Origin of the sequence: Burkholderia sp. WAC0059 (assembly GCF_002870125.1) — a bacterium.
Classification (GTDB): domain Bacteria; phylum Pseudomonadota; class Gammaproteobacteria; order Burkholderiales; family Burkholderiaceae; genus Paraburkholderia.
The window spans coordinates 206,686-224,434 of sequence record NZ_PNEO01000006.1; the positions used below are offsets into that span (position 1 = coordinate 206,686).

The 17,749-nt window shown below is 68.2% G+C and carries 17 protein-coding genes; 6 read left to right on the top strand and 11 right to left on the bottom strand.

The annotated features are described in order from the left end of the window. Positions 1-30: 30 nt before the first annotated feature. Positions 31-1,110, bottom strand: a complete 1,080-nt coding sequence (locus CY652_RS08595) for a LacI family DNA-binding transcriptional regulator (RefSeq protein WP_102130288.1) — start codon at positions 1,108-1,110, stop codon at positions 31-33. A 332-nt stretch (positions 1,111-1,442) separates the two neighbouring features. Between CY652_RS08595 and CY652_RS23905 the strand changes: the two genes are divergently transcribed. Next, positions 1,443-1,649, top strand: coding sequence for a hypothetical protein (locus CY652_RS23905; RefSeq protein ID WP_146010048.1), 207 nt, complete (start codon positions 1,443-1,445; stop codon positions 1,647-1,649). Positions 1,650-1,914: 265 nt separating this feature from the next. Then, positions 1,915-2,556, top strand: coding sequence for a glutathione S-transferase family protein (locus CY652_RS08600; protein WP_102130289.1), 642 nt, complete (start codon positions 1,915-1,917; stop codon positions 2,554-2,556). On the opposite strand, the gene CY652_RS08605 is transcribed toward CY652_RS08600, so the two are convergent. From CY652_RS08605 to CY652_RS08620, 4 genes are all read right to left on the bottom strand, one after another. Continuing rightward, positions 2,546-4,168 (bottom strand): methyl-accepting chemotaxis protein, encoded by a 1,623-nt coding sequence (locus tag CY652_RS08605; RefSeq protein ID WP_102130290.1) that lies wholly within the window; start codon positions 4,166-4,168, stop codon positions 2,546-2,548. The two genes, CY652_RS08600 and CY652_RS08605, sit on opposite strands and share 11 nt — an antisense overlap. Before the next feature lie 665 nt (positions 4,169-4,833). Continuing rightward, positions 4,834-5,148 carry a hypothetical protein gene (locus tag CY652_RS08610; protein ID WP_102130291.1) on the bottom strand — a complete coding sequence of 105 codons (315 nt, stop codon included), beginning with the start codon at positions 5,146-5,148 and terminating at the stop codon, positions 4,834-4,836. Between the two features lie 273 nt (positions 5,149-5,421). After that, positions 5,422-6,042, bottom strand: coding sequence for a LysE family translocator (locus CY652_RS08615; RefSeq protein ID WP_102130292.1), 621 nt, complete (start codon positions 6,040-6,042; stop codon positions 5,422-5,424). Between the two features lie 95 nt (positions 6,043-6,137). Then, positions 6,138-7,706, bottom strand: coding sequence for a methyl-accepting chemotaxis protein (locus CY652_RS08620; RefSeq protein ID WP_374703635.1), 1,569 nt, complete (start codon positions 7,704-7,706; stop codon positions 6,138-6,140). 394 nt (positions 7,707-8,100) lie between these two features. Between CY652_RS08620 and CY652_RS08625 the strand changes: the two genes are divergently transcribed. The 4 genes from CY652_RS08625 to CY652_RS08640 are packed head-to-tail and all read left to right on the top strand — an operon-like array spanning position 8,101 to position 12,836. Further along, positions 8,101-8,868 carry a phosphocholine cytidylyltransferase family protein gene (locus CY652_RS08625; protein ID WP_102130293.1) on the top strand — a complete coding sequence of 256 codons (768 nt, stop codon included), beginning with the start codon at positions 8,101-8,103 and terminating at the stop codon, positions 8,866-8,868. After that, positions 8,865-10,577 (top strand): phosphoenolpyruvate mutase, encoded by a 1,713-nt coding sequence (aepX, locus tag CY652_RS08630; RefSeq protein WP_102130294.1) that lies wholly within the window; start codon positions 8,865-8,867, stop codon positions 10,575-10,577. Before CY652_RS08625 ends, aepX begins: the two co-directional genes overlap by 4 nt. Continuing rightward, entirely contained in the window at positions 10,574-11,767 is a 1,194-nt protein-coding gene (gene aepY, locus CY652_RS08635) for a phosphonopyruvate decarboxylase (RefSeq protein WP_102130295.1), read from the top strand. Before aepX ends, aepY begins: the two co-directional genes overlap by 4 nt. Position 11,768: 1 nt before the next feature. Continuing rightward, entirely contained in the window at positions 11,769-12,836 is a 1,068-nt protein-coding gene (locus CY652_RS08640; RefSeq protein ID WP_102130296.1) for a 2-aminoethylphosphonate aminotransferase, read from the top strand. 23 nt (positions 12,837-12,859) lie between these two features. On the opposite strand, the gene CY652_RS08645 is transcribed toward CY652_RS08640, so the two are convergent. From CY652_RS08645 to CY652_RS08670, 6 genes are all read right to left on the bottom strand, one after another. Further along, positions 12,860-13,447 carry a nucleotidyltransferase family protein gene (locus CY652_RS08645; RefSeq protein WP_102130297.1) on the bottom strand — a complete coding sequence of 196 codons (588 nt, stop codon included), beginning with the start codon at positions 13,445-13,447 and terminating at the stop codon, positions 12,860-12,862. Positions 13,448-13,691: 244 nt separating this feature from the next. Further along, complete coding sequence (locus CY652_RS08650) at positions 13,692-14,984, bottom strand: aspartate carbamoyltransferase (RefSeq protein WP_102130298.1); 1,293 nt, start codon at positions 14,982-14,984, stop codon at positions 13,692-13,694. A 407-nt stretch (positions 14,985-15,391) separates the two neighbouring features. Further along, positions 15,392-15,595, bottom strand: coding sequence for a DUF3562 domain-containing protein (locus CY652_RS08655; RefSeq protein ID WP_102130299.1), 204 nt, complete (start codon positions 15,593-15,595; stop codon positions 15,392-15,394). 182 nt (positions 15,596-15,777) lie between these two features. Continuing rightward, positions 15,778-16,839 (bottom strand): alkene reductase, encoded by a 1,062-nt coding sequence (locus CY652_RS08660; protein ID WP_102130325.1) that lies wholly within the window; start codon positions 16,837-16,839, stop codon positions 15,778-15,780. 64 nt (positions 16,840-16,903) lie between these two features. After that, a complete protein-coding gene (locus CY652_RS08665; RefSeq protein WP_102130300.1) occupies positions 16,904-17,224 on the bottom strand; it encodes an ArsR/SmtB family transcription factor in 321 nt (106 codons plus the stop codon). A gap of 252 nt (positions 17,225-17,476) precedes the next feature. After that, entirely contained in the window at positions 17,477-17,710 is a 234-nt protein-coding gene (locus CY652_RS08670) for a hypothetical protein (RefSeq protein ID WP_102130301.1), read from the bottom strand. Positions 17,711-17,749 lie beyond the last annotated feature (39 nt).

The following is a 17,749-nucleotide window of genomic DNA, read 5'->3' on the forward strand; positions in this document are numbered from 1 at the left end:
CCGGCCTTCTTCGTTCAATCCCGTTCCCGCTCAGTCGGCCCGCTGCGAGGCGGATTCGTGCCGGCCGTTCGCCGCGCCCGTCTTGCGCGGGCTGAAACTCGCGCGCGCCTCGAACCAGGTCGGCAGATAGACGGGTTCGCTCGGCCCCGGCGAGCCGATCTGCGCGAGCAGGAGTTCGGCCGCACGTTTGCCGAGCAGCGTCGAGTCGCGCGTCACGGTTGCGATGGGCGGCTGGTGGAGGCGGCTCAGCGGAACGTCGTCGCAGCAGACGAGCGACAGATCGCGGCCGAGCAGGAGGCTGCGCCGGCGCACGACGCGCAGGGTGCCTTCGAGCAACTGGTTGCCGCCGAGCAGCACGGCGGTCGGCGGCTTCGCGTCCGACAGCATCGACTCCAGCGCTTCCTCGCCGTGATCGGACGAGAGCGTGCCGCGATGGATCAGCAGATCGGGGGCGAGATTCGCGGCCGCATAGGCGTCCTGCGCCGCGCGGATGCGCTCGCGCGTGGGCCGCACGTCGCGTCCGACGACGAGACCGATCCGCTCGTGTCCGGCGGCCAGCAGCTGCCGCATCGCGTCGCTCACGCCGCGGTAGTGATCGGACAGCACGTAGTGCGCGCCGACGTCGTCGGGCAGCGTGCGATCGACCAGCACCACGGGCGTTCTCGTGTTGCGCAACGTCGCGAGCGTGTCGGGCTCGTCCTCGAACGTCGGCACGACGATGAGTCCGTCCACCTGGCGCTGCAGCAGCACCTCGATGCGCCGCGCGTCCATGCCGGGCACGCCGCCCGAATTAGTCAGTAAAACGGAATAACCGGCGTGGCTCAGCGTGCTTTCCGCGCCGCTCACGATCGCGGCGATCAGCGGATTCGTGATGTCCGAACCGACGAAGCCGATCGAGCGCGTGGTGCGCCGCCTCAAGCTTTGCGCCAGTGCGTTGGGGGTATAGCCGAGTTCGCGTGCGGCCTCGAGCACGCGCTGCGTAAGTTGTGGACTGGCTCCCGGCTGTCCCGAAAGCACCCGGGATACCGACGCGATTCCGACGCCGGCAAGCTTGGCTACGGCCTTGATGCCTGGCCTGCCGCGCGGGGCGTCCGACTCGTTCTTGCTCATTCTGTTCTCTTGCGCCTTGACAACTAAGTGTCGCGAGGATATCGTCGGGAAACGTTTCCATTCTGATTCCTGACGATATTTGACGGTTGTGGGGAAAACCTGGTCGATGACGTGCCAGTAAATGGGTCCAGTCCATCGTCAGGATCGAGCCCGGAACCTTTCATTCTACGGTTCCAAAATCCAGGTCGACGAGATAGATCGCACGGGACAGACCCCTGTAATTGCCGCTGTGTTTGCGATGAAGTGTGGTAATCGCAAAACGCGCATCGACGCATTGACGACTTCAATTTGAGTGCGATGCGAATGGCGCAAGAAAACGGGGAACGGGCGGCATGGAACGTTTGCCTCTCGACGGGCCGGCACACCGGCTTGCCATCCGCCACGCGACGGCAAGCGACAACGTTGGCGTGAACGTAGAGTGGAGCGCCTATTCCGTTATGTCCCGTTGTGTCGCGCTGACCGCAGCGCGCCTCGCGCTTCAAGCGATTTTTTTCTTTTTTATTCGTCGTCTTCGCGATGACGTCGAGCGTCGTCATTGAGAAGACGATAACGGCGTTCACGCAGCGTTCGTCGCGATTAAAAACGTTTCCTTTTCACGTGTTCAATCCGATTCGCCATAACTCGCGATAACGCGCGAGGTCGTCTCTTCCGGCGAGCGCGTCCGTCCGTCCCCATTCCGGTTGCCGAACCGGCGCACGAAGCCGATACTGCGCCGTGGCTCGCGAACTCGCGGCCACCGCGTGGGCCGGGCACACGGTGCCTCGCTCGCGATACGACGCGCTGGCAGACAAAGGAGGAGCGTTCATGAAGCTGTACGGGCGACGCAGTTCGATCAACGTCCAGAAGGTGCTGTGGTGTCTCGCGGAGCTTGGCCGCGTCGAGGGACGTGATTTCGAGCGGATCGACGCGGGGTTGGCGTTCGGCGTGATCGACACGCCCGAGTATCGCCGGCTCAATCCCAACGGTCTCGTGCCGACGCTCGTCGACGGCGACTTCGTGCTCTGGGAATCGAACAGCATCGCGCGCTATCTCGCGACGGCGTACGGCGACGGCGCGCTGCTGCCCGCGGACGCGCGTGCGCGAGCCGACGTCGAGCGCTGGATGGACTGGCAACTGGGTACGTTGTGGGCGACGCTGCGCGTCGCGTTTCTCGGTCTGACCCGCACGCCCGAGGCGCAGCGCGACTATCGGGCGATCGCCGGGTCGTACGACGGCGCTTCGCGCCTGCTGTCGATTGCCGACGGCGTGCTGCAAGGGCAGCCGTATCTCGCGGGCGACCGCTTCACGCTGGCGGACCTCGTCGTCGCCCTGTGCGTGCATCGGTGGATCGATCTCGGCGATCGCTTCGCCGATCGCGTGGGCGAGCGCGAGACGCTGCCCGCGCTCGCCGACTGGTACGGCAGGGCGACGGCGCGCCCCGCGTTCGAGGTCGTGCTCAGGCCGTGACGGCCGCCGCCGGCTGAGCGGCCGGCTTGCCGCGCCCGGCGACGGCGGTGCCCGGCGCCTCGACCGTGAAGAGGCGCACGGCCTCGTCGAGCACGTCGGCCTGTTCCGCGAGCCGCTGCGCCGTCACCGCCGCCTGCTCGACGAGCACGGCGTTCTGCTGCGTGGCGCCGTCGAGATGCGAGACGGCCTGATTGATCTGACGAATGCCGTCGGCCTGCTCGCCGCTCGCGTTGGCGACTTCGACGATGATCGACGACACGCGGCTCACGGCCTCGTCGATTTCGCGCATCTGCGCGGTCGTGCGCATCACGAGTTCGGTGCCCTGCGTGATCTCGGCCGTGCTTTCGTCGATGACCGACTTGATTTCCTTCGCCGACGACGCGCAGCGCTGCGCGAGCATGCGCACCTCGCTCGCCACGACCGCGAACGAACGGCCGGCCTCGCCGGCGCGGGCCGCTTCCACGGCCGCGTTGAGCGCGAGGATGTTGGTCTGGAACGCGATGCCGTCGATCACGCCGATGATGTCGGCGATGCGGTGCGAGGCCGAGGCGATGCCGGCCATCGTCTGTTCGACCTGGCCGGCGACGCTGCCGCCCGCCGCCGCCGCGGCCTGAGCGTTCTTCGCGAGTTCGAGCGCCCGCTCGCTCGAGTCGGCGTTGGCCTGGACCGTCGCCGTGAGCTGTTCCATCGTGGCGGCCGTTTCCTCTAGCGAGGCGGCTTGCATTTCGGTGCGGCGCGCGAGATCGACGTTGCTCTCCGAGATGCTGCGCGCCGCGTCGAGCACGCCGGCGATCTGCGTGCGCACGTCGCGCACGATCGCGGTGAGGTTGGCCTTCAACTGGTTCATCGCACGCAGCATGTCGCCGAGGTCGTCCTGGCGCGTCACCACGAGTTCGGCGGTCAGGTCGCCGGCGGCCATGCGCCGCGAGACGCCCGAGAGGTCGCGCAGCGGTTCGCCGAGCGTGCGCGCCACGAGCTGCCAGGAGGCGAGGCTCAGGGCGGTCGTGACGGCGAGTGCGATCCAGAACGGCGCGGGCGGCATGCCCTGCCAGGCGGCGAGGCCGGCTGCCAGCAGCGCGATGGGCGCGACCGCGTAGCTGATCGCGGCGCGCGCGGCGACGGGGACGCGCAGGAGCTTCTGGAGTCGGCCCGCGAGCCCGGTGCGCACGAGCTGGCCGCCCAGCAGCACCCGGCCGCGCAGCCGGCCTTCGCGCAGCTTCGCGTAGAGCGCCTCGGCCGCACGGATCTCGTCGCGGCCCGGCTTGACGCGCACGCTCAGGTAGCCGACCGTCCTGCCCTGCTCGACGACCGGCGTGACGCTCGCGCGGACCCAATAGTGATCGCCGTTCTTGCGCCGGTTCTTCACGAGCGCCGACCAGGGGCTGCCCGAGCGGATCGTCGTCCAGAGGTCGGCGAACGCTTCGCGAGGCATGTCCGGGTGGCGGATGACGTTGTGGGGCTGTCCGACCAGTTCTTCCTTCGAGTAGCCCGAAACCGAGACGAACGCGGGGTTGCAGTACTGGATGCGGCCGGTCAGGTCGGTCGCGGAGACGAGCATCTGGGCGGGCGGGTAGTCGTACTCCTGCTGCGTGACGGGCTGGTTGTTGCGCATGGTCTTCCTTGCTGGATGGGCGTGCGAAGGCCGCCAATCCGGCGTCCTCGGGCTTTTTAGTCCGATTTTAGAGATAGAGCCCCTACGAGGCTCAGGGTCTCCTGGTAAATCGCTCAGGTTTGAGGGCGAAGCGGGGAAGGGGCGAGGCGGACGGTCGAAGCGGATTGCGTCAACGGCGGCCGGCAGCGCAACCGCGAATGGCGCGGCGAGGCGGCGTTAACGAATGGCGACCGGGGCCGGCGAATCGCGAGAGGGCGGCCGGCCGACAAGAACTCCGAAGCAAGGCGCCTCGATCTGATGGCCCCGATGATCACCGGGGCCGGACGACATCGTTTGCGCTCGCTTACGCAGCGCGAATTTTTCCGGCTTGCCGGAAAAAAGCCCGGCCGAACGAGGCTCGTGCGGCCGGGGCGTGAGTGCAAAGCTCGCCTGTTCTCAAAGGCGAGTCCAGATTACGTGAATCAAAATAGAGCGGCAATTCTTATCAAAAAATGACAGGGGTGCTTGACGCCGGGGCGGCGCGACGGCGCGCGGTACGCGTGCTTCCGTTCCTCGCGGCCGAATGCCGAATGCGGCAAGGCCGGTTTTCCCACGACGGGAAAACCGGCCTTGTCGTTATGCCGTCGCTGAAACGGCGACGCTCCGGACAGCGGGCGTCGTGACGATCAGTAGTGTTGACCGGGCGGCGGACGACGGTCGTCGCGACCACGGGGCGGGCCCGGATCGTGCGGATGGCGGTGCATCCAGTCGTCGTGCGCCCAGTAGCGATGGCCGTCCCAGTAACGGTTGCCGTGCCAGCCGATCGACACGTGCAGGTCCACCGGCAGCAGGTGCGCCTCGCCCACGGCTTCGGACGTGTCGGTCGTCAGCGCGTACGGCTGAGCCTGGGCGAAGGCGCTACCGGCGCCGAGCAGTGCGCCGCTTGCGAGCAGCGCGGTGACGATGGCGCGCGTGGGCTTGTTCCAGCTTCGGGTCTTCATTCATCCTCCTCTTCGAGTTCGTCGTCGCGTGGTCTGTCTGGCTGGTGCCGCGACAGGAGGCCATCGACGGGATTCAGCTTAGCGGGGATGCCGGCGCAAAACCGTGAGCACTTGTAAGCATACGTATCAGAGTCGCCGGCTCGCGCGGTCACGTGGAGGGCGGCACCGCGCGACGAACGGGACGGCGCTCGCGCGCGAGGCGGGAATGAAGATAGCCGGCGAGGCTATCGACGGACGTTGCATTCCCCGTCCCGCGACGGCGTACTGCCGAAGCTATCGGTCGAACGCGAGCTTCGCGCCGAGCGCGACGAGCACGGTGCCCATCAACGCGTCGACGGGACGGCGCAGTTTCGAGTAGCCGCGTTGCACGCGTCCGGTCGAAAAGAGCAGCGCCATCGCCGTGAACCAGACGATCGAGACGACGGCCACGGTGGCGATCGTGGCGCCGTGCACCCAGAGCGGCGCGTGCACGGGCAGTACGGTCACGAACAGGCTGCCGAAGAACGCGGCGCCCTTCGGGTTGGTCAGGCCGACGAGCAGTCCGCGCCGATACGCCTGCGGGCCGCTGGCCGGCCGCGCGGCCGGCACGGCGGTTTCGCCCGCGGGCCGGCGCAGGCCGATCAGCGTCTTCGCGCCGAGATAGAGCAGATACGCCGCGCCCGCGATGCGGATGCCCATGTAGAGCCAGGCGAGCTTCGCGAGAATGAGGCCGAGGCCGAACACGGCGAGCGTCGCCCAGAGGGCATGCGACGTGGAAATGCCGGCCGCCGCGCACAGGCCCGCGCGACGGCGCGAGAACGCGTGCGAGGTGACGGCGAGCAGATCGGGACCGGGGCTCACGCAGGCGAGCAGCATGACGCCGGCAATGGCGGCGAGTTGGGCGAGGTGGTTCATGGGCGGCGAGTTTCGTCTAATCGGGGGCAACCGGATAAAGCGGCGAGCATAACCCGAAAAGCGGGCGAAGCAGGCCGGCCGCCGGGGTCCATCGCTCAGGCTGCATCGCGCGATGCCGGCAGATGGAAACTCGCGATCGCCTCGCGCAGGTCCGTCACCTGGTCCTTGAGCGAGTGCGCGGCTGCCGCTGCCTGTTCGACGAGCGCCGCGTTCTGCTGCGTGACCTGGTCCATCTCGCCGACGGCGCGATTCACCTGCTCGATGCCGGCGCTCTGCTCGCGCGAGGCGTGGCTGATCTCTTCGAGAATCCGGTTGACCTGCCGGACCGACCGGACGATCTCGCCCATCGTCGCGCCGGCGTTCGCGACGAGCGTCGAGCCCTGCGCGACGGTCTGCGTCGACTTTTCGATCAGCGCCTTGATCTCCTTCGCGGCGCTCGCCGAGCGTTGCGCAAGGCTGCGGACCTCGGCCGCGACCACCGCGAAGCCGCGGCCCTGCTCGCCGGCGCGGGCCGCTTCCACGGCCGCGTTGAGCGCGAGGATGTTGGTCTGGAATGCGATACCGTCGATCACGCCGATGATGTCGCCGATCTGCTGCGAGTGCGCCGTGATGTCGCCCATCGTGCGCACCACGTCGTCGACGACCTCGCTGCCGCGCACGGCGACGTCGGCCGCTTCGCCCGCGAGGCGCGCCGCCTGCCCGGCGCTGTCGGCGTTCTGCTTCACGTTGGCGGTCATCTGGTCCATGCTCGACGCCGTCTGGACGAGGGCGGCGGCCTGCTCCTCGGTGCGCTGCGAGAGGTCCGTATTGCCGGCCGCGATCTCGTTGGCGCCGACGTTGATGTTCTCGGCGCCGCTGCGCACGCGCGCGACGGTGTCGGCGAGGCCCGTCTGCATCGTCTGGAGCGCGCGCATCAGGCTGCGCGGATTGCGGCCCGCCGCGCTCACCGGGCCCGTAAGGTCGCCGTGCGCGATGCGTCGCGCGGCCTCGATGGCGACTTCGAGCTCGCCGCCGAGGCTGCCGCGCACGCTGCGCAGCACGAGCCTCATCACGACGGTCGAGATCGCGCCGAGCGCGACGGTGATGGCGAGCCAGTGCGCGAGGCTGGCGTAGAACGCGGCGCTCACGTCGTCCATGTACATGCCGGTGACGAGATACCAGCCCCAGGGCGCGAAGCGTTGCGCGTAGCTCAATTTCGGCACCGCGGCCGTCGAGCCGGGCTTGGGCCAGAGGTAGTCGAGGAAGCCGCCGCCCGAGGGGCCGTTGCCGATGCGGACGATTTCGAGGAACAGGTGCTTGCCGTTGGGGTCGGCGTAGTCGGCGAGCGGTTTGCCGATCAACTGCGGCTGCGTCGGGTGCATGAGCATGACGGGCCGCGCGTCGTTCACGCTCAGATAACCGCTCTGTCCGTAGCGGATCGCGCCGATCGCATCGAGCGCCTGCCTTTTGGCGTCGTCTTCGCTGAGGACGTGCCGCTGCGAGAGCGCGTAGTAATGGTTGGCGATGCTGACGGCTTCCTCGACGAGCGAGGCGAGTTGGGTTTTCCGGTCGAGCGTCATGGACAGGCGGGTTTGCCAGGCGCCGAACGCACCGATCAAAAGCAGTCCTACCCACAGGATGACGATCATCGAGCCGAGCTTTCTATTGAGAGTCATGTTTTTCATGGCGATCGATCCCGGCTGTCTCCTCTGTTCCTGTCTTGTTTACGGTCGTGCGACACGCCGGGACAGCAGGGACAAACCCTGGCTGCGCGAGCGGGCATCGCGAGGCACGAAGGGGACGTCCGACGGCGACGGACCCCGGTGCAGGGATGATCCAATATCCACGAAAAATCGGCATAAAAAGCCACAAATTGACATGTGATGACAGGATTCGCCACGACTCGGGGTGCCATACAGCAACGATGTGTCAATTCCGTTATAGTCGCGACTTTGGCCCGGCCAGCGACGCTGCGCGGCCGCGCAGCCGTGAGGCGACCCGCGACGGGAAGCGCGACCAGACCATAAAAAGCAAGGTCAGAAGCCAGCCAGGGGCCTCCACCACTCTCCCTCGACACTCATGCGCGCCATCATTCTTGCCGCGGGTCTCGGCCTGCGGCTTCAGCAACCTCCCGGGGAACAATTTCCGAAATGCCTGCTGCGCTTCGAGGGCGTGACGCTGCTCGAACGGCACCTGCAACTGCTCGAAGCGTTGGGCGTGACAGAGGTGACGCTGGCGCTGGGCTTCCAGCCCGAGCGCGTGGAGGCGGAGCTCGCGCGCATCGGCTGGCCGCATGAAGTGGAGATCGTGCTGAATCCGCGCTTCGACCTGGGCAGCGTGCTGACGGTGCATTGCGTGGCCGGAGCGCTCGAACGCGGCGGCGACGTGCTGCTGATGGATGCGGACGTGCTCTACGACGAGCGGGTGCTCGGGCCACTGGTGGCGGGCGCGGGCCCGGCGAACCGTTTGCTGATTGACCGCGACTTCGAAGCCGGCGACGAGCCGGTGAAGCTGTGCCTGCGAAACGGGGTACCGGTGGAGCTGCGCAAGCAGGTGGCGGTGAGCCTCGAGTACGACACGATCGGGGAATCGGTGGGGTTTTTCCGGCTGAACGAAGAGACGGCGCGGCGGTTCGCGCGGATCGTGGCGGGGTACGTGGAGGGCGGGCGCTCGAACCTGCCGCACGAAGAGGCGCTGCGCGACCTGCTGCTGGAGCGCGGAGCGCAGTTCGAGACGGCGGACGTGACGGGCGCGCCGTGGATCGAGATAGATTTTCCCAACGATGTGACGCGCGCCGCGCAGCAGGTGCTGCCGCAATTGCGCCGTCCTGCAGGAGTGACACGATGAACGCACGCGAACCCGTGATGGTTTCCGCATCGCGCAGCGCCCGGCTGCGCCAGATGCTTCTCAGCAACGAGCTCGAATTCCTGATGGAAGCGCACAACGGCCTGTCGGCGCGGATCGCGCGCGAGGCCGGCTTCAAGGCGATCTGGGGCTCGGGCCTGTCGATTTCCGCGCAGTTCGGCGTGCGCGACAACAACGAGGCGAGCTGGACCCAGGTGGTCGACAACCTCGAGTTCATGGCCGACGCGAGCGACCTGCCGATCCTGCTCGACGGCGACACGGGCTACGGCAACTTCAACAACGTGCGCCGTCTCGTGAGGAAACTCGAGCAGCGCGGCATCGCGGGCGTCTGCATCGAGGACAAGCAGTTTCCCAAGACCAACAGCTTCATCAACGGCGAGCGCCAGCCGCTCGCCGAGATCGACGAGTTCTGCGGCAAGATCAAGGCCGGCAAGGACTCGCAGAACGACGAGCATTTCTCGATCGTCGCGCGCGTCGAGGCGCTCATCGCGGGCTGGGGTATGGACGAAGCGCTCAGGCGCGCGGAGGCGTACCGGCTCGCGGGCGCCGACGCGATCCTCATTCACAGCAAGCTCTCCAAACCCGACGAGATTCTCGCGTTCGCGCGCGAATGGGCGGGCCGCGGCCCGCTCGTGATCGTGCCGACCAAGTACTACAGCACGCCGACCGAGGCGTTCCGCAAGGCCGGCATCAGCGTCGTGATCTGGGCGAACCATCTCGTGCGCGCGGCCACGTCCGCGATGCAGGCGGTCGCGAAGCAGATTCACGAGAGCGAGACGCTCGTCGACATCGAAGACCGCATCGCGCCCGTCGGCGAGATCTTCCGTCTGCAGGACGCCGACGAATACTCGGAGGCCGAGAGCCGCTACCTGTCGGCGTCGAGCCAGTCGGGTTCGGCCGTCGTGCTCGCGGCAAGCCGCGGCACCGGCCTCGACGCGGTGACGACGGACCGTCCCAAGGTCATGCTGCCCGTCGCCGGCAAGCCGCTCCTGCGCTGGCTCGTGGACGGCTTCAAGAAGCAGGGCGTCAACGACATCACGGTGGTGGGCGGCTATCGCGCCGACGCGATCGACACGGCCGGCATCCGGCTCGTCGTCAACGAGCGCCACGAGCAGACGGGCGAGCTTGCCTCGCTCGCATGCGCGGCCGACCGGCTCGCGGGCGACACGGTCATCTCGTACGGCGACCTGCTGTTTCGCAGCTACATCGTGCGCGACCTCGTCGAGAGCGAGGCCGACTTCTGCGTCGTCGTGGACTCGTCGCCGGCGACCGAGAACAGCAGCGTGCGCGATTTCGCCTGGTGCTCGGCGGCCGACGATCGCGACCTGTTCGGCAACCGCGTGCTGCTGCGCCGCGTGTCGAGCGGCCAGGCCGACGCGCCGCACGCGACCGGCGAGGGCGCGCCGCACGGCCGCTGGGTCGGGCTGCTGAACGTGCGCGGCGCGGGCGGCGAGAAGCTGGCCGCGAAGCTGGCCGAGCTGCGCCGGCGCGACGATTTTGACACGCTCGACATGCCGGCGCTGCTCAACGCGCTGATCGACGCGGGCGAGCAGATCGAGGTGCAGTACGTGCACGGCCACTGGCGCGGCGTGAACGATCTCGAGGACTTCCGCCGCGCGGGCGACTTCGCGCACGCGCAGACGCCGCTCGGCGCGATCGGGGCGGAGAGCGGCGCCGGAGACAAGGCATGATCGAGGCGGCGCAGTTCGTCGAGGCGGCGCGCGCGCGCGGCTTCGACTGGTACGCCGGCGTGCCGTGCTCGTTCCTCACGCCGTTCATCAACTACGTGCTGCAGGACCCGTCGCTGCACTACGTATCGGCGGCCAACGAGGGCGATGCGGTCGCGCTGATCGCGGGCGTGGCGCTCGCGGGCCGGCGCGGCATCACGATGATGCAGAACTCGGGGCTCGGCAACGCCGTGAGCCCGCTCACCTCGCTCACGTGGACGTTCCGGCTGCCGCAACTGCTGATCGTCACGTGGCGCGGCCAGCCGGGCGTCGCCGACGAGCCGCAGCACGCGCTGATGGGGCCCGTCACGCCGCAGATGCTCGACACGATGGAAGTGCCGTGGGAGACGTTCCCGACCGAAGCCGGGGCGGTCGGCCCGGCGCTCGATCGGGCGATCGCGTATATGGACGAGACGGGGCGCCCCTACGCGCTCGTGATGCAGAAGGGCAGCGTCGCGCCCTACGCGCTCAAGCCGGGCGAGGCGCCCGCGCGGCGTGAGGCTGTGCCCGTGCAGGCGCGCTGGAACGCGCGCGAGGCCGACGCGCTGCCGTCGCGGCGCGACGCGCTCGAACGCGTGATCGCGCGCACGCCTGCCGATTCGACCGTCGTGATCGCCTCGACGGGTTTCTGCGGACGCGAGCTCTACGCGCTCGACGACCGCGCGAACCAGCTCTACATGGTCGGCTCGATGGGCTGCGTGACGCCGTTCGCGCTCGGTCTCGCGCTCGCGCGGCCGGACCTCTCGGTCATCGCGCTCGACGGCGACGGCGCCGCGCTCATGCGCATGGGCGCGTTCGCGACGCTCGGCGCGTACGGCCCCGCGAATCTCACGCACGTGCTGCTCGACAACGGTTCGCACGATTCGACGGGCGGCCAGGCGACGGTCTCGCCGCAGGTCTCGTTCGCCGGCGTGGCCGCGGCCTGCGGCTATGCGGAGGCTGTCGAGAGCGACGATCTCGGGGCGCTCGACGCGGTGCTGCAGGCGGCGCGCGAGCCCCGCGCCGCGGCCTCCGCAGCGCGCGGCGGCCCGCGCTTCGTGCGCATCGCGATCCGGCGCGGCACGCCCGACGGCCTGCCGCGTCCCACCATTACCCCGCCCGAAGTGAAAGCGCGTCTGATGCGCCACATCGGTGCCGCCGAAGGAGTTCGCTGAGATGCTGCTGCTCAACCCCGGCCCCGTCACGCTGACCGAGCGCGTGCGGCGCAGCCTGCTGCAAACGGACCTGTGCCATCGCGAAAGCGAGTTCTTCGATCTCCAGGACGAGGCGCGCGCGCGGCTCGTCGGCGTGTACGGACTCGACGCGAAGGCGTGGCAGGCCGTACTGCTGACGGGTTCGGGCACGGCGGCCGTCGAAAGCATGGTGGCCTCGCTCGTGCCGGCCGACGGCAAGTTGCTCGTGATCGAGAACGGCGTCTACGGCGAGCGCATCACGCAGATTGCGACGCAGTACGGCATCGCGCACGAGGTTGTGAAGCACGACTGGATGCAGGCGCCCGATCTCGCGCGCATCGCGGCGCATCTCGACGCGGACCGCGCGTTCACGCACGTCGCCGTGATCCATCACGAAACGACGACGGGGCGGCTCAACGATCTGCGCGCGCTCGGCGCGACGTGCCGCGCGCGCGGCGTGCAACTGCTGGTGGACGGCGTGAGCAGCTTCGCGGCCGAGGAGATCGACTTCGGCGATACGGCCATCGCGGCCGTGGCCGCGACGGCGAACAAGTGCCTGCACGGCGTGCCGGGCGCGGCGTTCGTCGTGGCGCGACGCGACGCGCTGGAACGGGCGGCGAGCCGGGCCTACTATCTCGACCTCGCGCGGCTCGCCCGGTTGCAGGATCATCGCAACACGCCGTTCACGCCATCGGTGCATGCGTACTACGCGCTTGTCGAGGCGCTGCGCGAACTCGCCGACGAGGGCGGCTGGCGCGCTCGCCATGCGCGCTACGCGGCGCTTGCCGAGCAGGCGCGGGCAGGGCTCGCCGTGCGCGGCATCGAAGGCGTGCTGCCGGTCGGCGACGCGTCGGTGGTGCTGCGGGCCTACCGGCTGCCGGCCGGCGTCGGATACGACCGTCTGCACGACGCGCTGAAGACGCGCGGCTTCGTGATCTACGCGGGGCAGGGCGGCTTGTCCTCGCAACTGTTCCGCATCTCGACGATGGGCGACATCCACGCGCCCGACGTCGACCGTCTGCTCGCCGCGTTCGACGAAGCGATCCGTTGAAGCACTAAAAAACGGCCTGCCGATTAGAGGCCGTGCAGATCGTCGGGCGTATCGACGTCGCGCAGAATGCCGGGGTCGTCCACGTCGATGCGCGTGATGGGATGGGCGGCGATGAGCGCGCGCGCGCCCTCGTCGCCGTCGAGCGCGAGCAGGGCCGCGCGATGCTCGAGGCCGAAGCCGACCGGGTGCCCGCGCTGGCCGCGATAGTACGGCGCGACGAGCGAAGCGCCGCCGTCCACGGCGCGCGCGACGGCTTCGATCGTCGAGGCCTCTATGCAGGGCATGTCCGCGAGCGCGACGAGCCACGTCTCCGCATCGTCGCTCGCCGCCACGCCGGCCGCGAGGCTGGCACCCATGCCGCGCGTCGCGTCGGCCGCGAACACCACGCTGCAGCCCGCCTCGTTGAGCGCGCGGGCGAGCGTTTCGGAGCCGGGCCGCACGACCGCGATGACGTTGGGAACGATCAGCAGTAGTTGATGAGCGGCCTGATGTGCGACGGTGGTGCCCCGCGCGAGCGGGGCGAGCAGCTTGTTGCGCAGGCCGTCGGGATCGAATCGCGACCCAGTGCCGCCGGCGAGCAGTAAGCCGGTGGCGAGCGAGGCATAGGCCATGAAGGGAGCCGCCGATAGGAGGGGACAAGGCCGATTGTGGGGCGCAACGACCGGCGAGGCAAGTGTCGCGCGCGCGGGCGTGCCGTCGGGCGCCGCGGCCCGTCATGCGCGATCCGGCGTCACGACCTTGTCGGGCGCGATCGGCGGATCGCGCCCCGCACGCCCGTCGCGCGATAGACGGCATTCGCGACCAGCCGCCGGCACGCCCGTGACGCCGATCTCGCCGATACCGCGCGCGCCGGCCTCAATCGATGCCGTGAAAGACCGCGTCGTCAGGACCGAGATGGGTCGGCGGCCGCCATGCCGCGTCGCGCATCGAGTGCTGCACCAGTTTTTCGACGCCGAGCAGCACCGCGAAAATCGCCATGCGCACGGGGATGCCGTTGTCGGTCTGGCGGAAGATGGCGAGCCGCGAGTCGTGGTTCAGGTCGGTCGAGAGATCGTTCGCGCCGGGCCGGCTGTCGCGCGGCAGCGGGTGCATGATGAGCGTGTCCGGGCCGCAGACCGTATCGACGAGCGCCTGGTTGATCTGGAAGTCCGGCGTGTAGCCTTCGAACGATTCGTCGTTGAAGCGTTCCTTCTGGATGCGCGTCGCGTAGACGACGTCGGCGCCGCGCAGGCCTTCCTTCAGGTCGGGCGTCTGCTCGACGACGTGGCCGTTGCGCGAGATCTGCTCGACGATGTAGGCGGGCATTTCGAGCATCGGCGGCGAGACGAGCGTGAACTTGATGCCGCGATAGAGCGCGAGCAGCTTGACGAGCGAGTGCACCGTGCGCCCGTACTTGAGGTCGCCGACGAGCGCGATGTGCGCGCCGTCGACGATCTTGCCGAGCCGCGAGAACTCGCGCTGGATCGTATAGAGGTCGAGCAGCGCCTGGCTCGGGTGCTCGCCGGGGCCGTCGCCGCCGTTGATGATGGGGACGTTGGTCGCGCGCGCGAATTCGGCCACGGAGCCCTGCTCGGGATGGCGGATCACCATCGCGTCGACGTAGCCGGCCATCACGCGGCTCGTGTCGTAGATCGATTCGCCCTTCGCCATCGACGAGAACGTGAAGCCCGTCGTGTCGCAGACCGAGCCGCCGAGCCGGCAGAACGCCGCGCCGAAGCTCACGCGCGTCCGCGTGCTGGCCTCGAAGAAGAGATTGCCGAGCACGGCGCCTTCGAGCACGCGCGAGATTTTCCGGCGGCGCGCGATCGGCTGCATGATGTCGGCGACGCGAAAGAGCGCTTCGACCGAGTCGCGCGAGAACTGGTCCACGGAAAGCAATTGGGGCCGGCCTTCGAACAGCATCTGGCTCGCAAGCGACTGCGAATCTACGCTCTGCGTAGAGCCTTCGCGGGGTTCGGTGCCGGTGACGATCTCGGACACGAAGCGTTCGACGATCTCCGGCATGGCGCGCGATTCCTGCGAGTCGTCGGGCAGCAGCCAGGTGTCGAGCGCCCGGCGCGACACGCCGATGCGGCTCGCGAACGTGTCGCGGGTCATGTTCAGACGCCGCATGGCGTCGCGGAGAAAGGCCTGTTGCGGAACACTCATGCCGGCACCCGTTGTCAGTAGTTAATGTACGCGTTGCGTATATTAGTCTGGCGCGGCGGGAAGTCAAGCGATTTTACGAGGCGGTGCCGCGGGACGGGCGAAGTCTCCTGCATTCCCGATCAAACGGCTTGCGTGGGTTGATGCAAGTGACGCAAGGCGCGAACCGTCCGGGCAAAAAAATGCCGCCGATACGCTGGCGGCCGAACAGGGGTGAACGTATGGTCGCAGCGAAGAATTAAACGGACCTTAAGAAGCAGGAAACCCGGCCTCACCGCGCGGCGACGATGCGTGCCGGACGGAAGACGAACGGGCGCGGCAACGCCGGCATCTGCCGCGATGCGGCAGGCACGCGAGGCGCGACGTGAATCGCGGTTCGAAACCGGGGAAACGGAAAGAGACGGCGGGGATTACTTGCGCTGATTCGGCGTGTGGTGGTGCCTGAGCGTTTCGCGTACTTTCCTCGCGGTGAACAGCGGGACGTAGTCGAGGATGCGCGCGTCCGAGCGGTAGCTGTTCAGCGTATCGGCGTAAATACGGGCGACCGTTTCTTCCGGCGTGTTCGTTTCCGCGGCGATGTCGTGAACGATCTGCGTGGCGTCGGGCTGGGACATGAGACGATCTCCGGGGACGGGGCGATTGGGAAGGCGCAGGCAGGGATTGGAATTAGAGAACACTCCGGCGGCGTATGCCAATTGAATCGGCCTATCGCCGGCACCTTTGCGCAGGAAGCGTCGCCAGGCAGGATCGCGTCCGCCCAGCCGATCGCAGGCCGGGCGGACGCGACGGCTCGCCGTCAGGCCGCGTCTTCGAGCGACGGGTAGTCGATGTAGCCGGCCTCGCCAGGCGCATAGAACGTGTCCGGGTCCGGCGTGTTGAGCGGCGCGTTCAGTTCGAAGCGGCGCGGCAGGTCCGGGTTCGCGATGAAGAGCTTGCCCCAGGCCACCGCGTCGGCCTCGCCGGCGTCGAGCACCTGCTGGGCGTCTTCCTTCGTGAACTTCTCGTTTGCGACGTACGGGCCGCCGAATGCTTCCTTCAATTGCGGTCCGAGGCGGTTGTCGCCGAGCGATTCGCGCGCGCAGATGAACGCGATCTTGCGCTTGCCGAGCTCGCGCGCCACATAGCCGAACGTCGCGGCCGGGTTCGAATCGCCCATCGTGTGTGCGTCGCCGCGCGGCGCGAGGTGCATGCCGACGCGGTTCGCGCCCCAGACGGCGATGCAGGCGTCGGTGACTTCGAGCATGAGCCGCGCGCGGTTCTCGATCGGGCCGCCGTAGGCGTCGGTGCGGCGGTTCGTGCTGTCCTGGAGGAACTGGTCGAGCAGATAACCGTTCGCGCCGTGAATTTCGACGCCGTCGAAGCCGGCCGCTTTCGCGTTTTCGGCGCCCTTGCGGTAGGCCGCGACGATGCCCGGAATCTCTTCTAGCCCGAGCGCGCGCGGCGTCACGAACGGGCGCTCCGGACGCACGAGGCTCACGTGGCCTTGCGGCGCGATCGCGCTCGGCGCGACCGGCAGCGCGCCGTCCAGGAACGTCGGGTCGGAGACGCGGCCCACGTGCCACAACTGCATGAAGATGCGGCCGCCCGCGGCATGAACCGCTTCGGTGACGAGCTTCCAGCCTTCCACCTGCTCCTGCGACCAGATGCCGGGCGTCGCCGCGTAGCCGACGCCCTGCGGCGTGACCGAGGTGGCCTCGCTGAGGATCAGGCCCGCCGACGCGCGTTCGGCGTAGTACTTCGCCATCAGCGCGTTGGGCACGCGAATGTCGCCGGCGCGCTGGCGCGTGAGCGGCGCCATGAAGACGCGGTTGGGCAGCGTGAGGTCGCCGATCTGGATCGGGTCGAAGAGAGTTGCCATTGCGTTCACCTTTTTGTTGACCATCGAAACGGGCAGGGAAAAACGGGCGATGCGGTTCGTCGGTTCATAGCTCGGCGTTCATGTGCGCGAGAAACGCCTCGATGACCGCCTCGTTGCGCTTGAAGAACACCCACTGTCCGACGCGTTTCGACGTGACGAGGCCCGCGCGCTGCAGGGCGGCGAGATGGGCCGAGACCGTTGATTGCGACAGCCCGCAGCGCGCGTCGATGCGGCCCGCGCAGACGCCGTGCTCCAGCAGCGCCAGTTCCTGCTCGGCGAAATGCGCCTGCGGCTCGCGCAGCCAGGCGAGGATTTCGCGTCGCACGGGATTGGCGAGCGCCTTGTGGATGGCATCGATGTCGACGGGGTTGTCGGGCGGATTCATCGGGTGTGTGGGTGGGCGGGGCGGCCGGCAATCGGCTGATAATCAACCGATAATCGACCCGCTTGCATCGTGACCTGCCGAATCATATATCGGATTTTACCGATATGCACGATTCAATTCGCAACTAACGGTCAACCCCGGTACTCGCCACCAAACGGCATCGCGTTTCGCCCTGACGCCGAGATGCCGGCGGCTCGCCCGCGATGCCGACAGAGCTGTCAGGAGCGCCGGGATCGTTGTCGGAACCGGGGTTCACCGATTGCCGTCGAGCAGATCGTTCAGCAGTTCGTCGAAGGCGGCCTGGGCGTCCTCGAGTTCCTGCAGCGAGGCATCGAACGTCTGCAGCGCGAGCGGTGACGGCGACCCGTTGCCGGCGGGCGGAAACTGCGATTGCAGCGCGGCGAACGCGGTCTGCACGCGTTGGGTGGCGCTCAGCACGCGCGCCATCGCGCGCGTTTCTTCGGCTCGCGCTTCGTCGGGTGTCATGGGGATTCCATCCAGAAGAGTGGGGAAGAGGAACGGCGG

Excerpts from the sequence above, each read along its gene's own strand:
- CY652_RS08640 (WP_102130296.1), top strand. The coding sequence starts at position 11,769 with ATGCTGCTGCTCAACCCCGGCCCCGTCACGCTGACCGAGCGCGTGCGG.
- CY652_RS08625 (WP_102130293.1), top strand. The coding sequence starts at position 8,101 with ATGCGCGCCATCATTCTTGCCGCGGGTCTCGGCCTGCGGCTTCAGCAA.
- CY652_RS08660 (WP_102130325.1), bottom strand. The coding sequence starts at position 16,839 with ATGGCAACTCTCTTCGACCCGATCCAGATCGGCGACCTCACGCTGCCC.
- CY652_RS08605 (WP_102130290.1), bottom strand. The coding sequence starts at position 4,168 with ATGCGCAACAACCAGCCCGTCACGCAGCAGGAGTACGACTACCCGCCC.
- aepY (WP_102130295.1), top strand. The coding sequence starts at position 10,574 with ATGATCGAGGCGGCGCAGTTCGTCGAGGCGGCGCGCGCGCGCGGCTTC.
- CY652_RS08655 (WP_102130299.1), bottom strand. The coding sequence starts at position 15,595 with ATGTCCCAGCCCGACGCCACGCAGATCGTTCACGACATCGCCGCGGAA.
- aepX (WP_102130294.1), top strand. The coding sequence starts at position 8,865 with ATGAACGCACGCGAACCCGTGATGGTTTCCGCATCGCGCAGCGCCCGG.
- CY652_RS08620 (WP_374703635.1), bottom strand. The coding sequence starts at position 7,706 with ATGAAAAACATGACTCTCAATAGAAAGCTCGGCTCGATGATCGTCATC.
- CY652_RS08600 (WP_102130289.1), top strand. The coding sequence starts at position 1,915 with ATGAAGCTGTACGGGCGACGCAGTTCGATCAACGTCCAGAAGGTGCTG.
- CY652_RS08610 (WP_102130291.1), bottom strand. The coding sequence starts at position 5,148 with ATGAAGACCCGAAGCTGGAACAAGCCCACGCGCGCCATCGTCACCGCG.
- CY652_RS08595 (WP_102130288.1), bottom strand. The coding sequence starts at position 1,110 with ATGAGCAAGAACGAGTCGGACGCCCCGCGCGGCAGGCCAGGCATCAAG.
- CY652_RS08615 (WP_102130292.1), bottom strand. The coding sequence starts at position 6,042 with ATGAACCACCTCGCCCAACTCGCCGCCATTGCCGGCGTCATGCTGCTC.
- CY652_RS08650 (WP_102130298.1), bottom strand. The coding sequence starts at position 14,984 with ATGAGTGTTCCGCAACAGGCCTTTCTCCGCGACGCCATGCGGCGTCTG.
- CY652_RS08665 (WP_102130300.1), bottom strand. The coding sequence starts at position 17,224 with ATGAATCCGCCCGACAACCCCGTCGACATCGATGCCATCCACAAGGCG.
- CY652_RS23905 (WP_146010048.1), top strand. The coding sequence starts at position 1,443 with ATGGAACGTTTGCCTCTCGACGGGCCGGCACACCGGCTTGCCATCCGC.
- CY652_RS08670 (WP_102130301.1), bottom strand. The coding sequence starts at position 17,710 with ATGACACCCGACGAAGCGCGAGCCGAAGAAACGCGCGCGATGGCGCGC.
- CY652_RS08645 (WP_102130297.1), bottom strand. The coding sequence starts at position 13,447 with ATGGCCTATGCCTCGCTCGCCACCGGCTTACTGCTCGCCGGCGGCACT.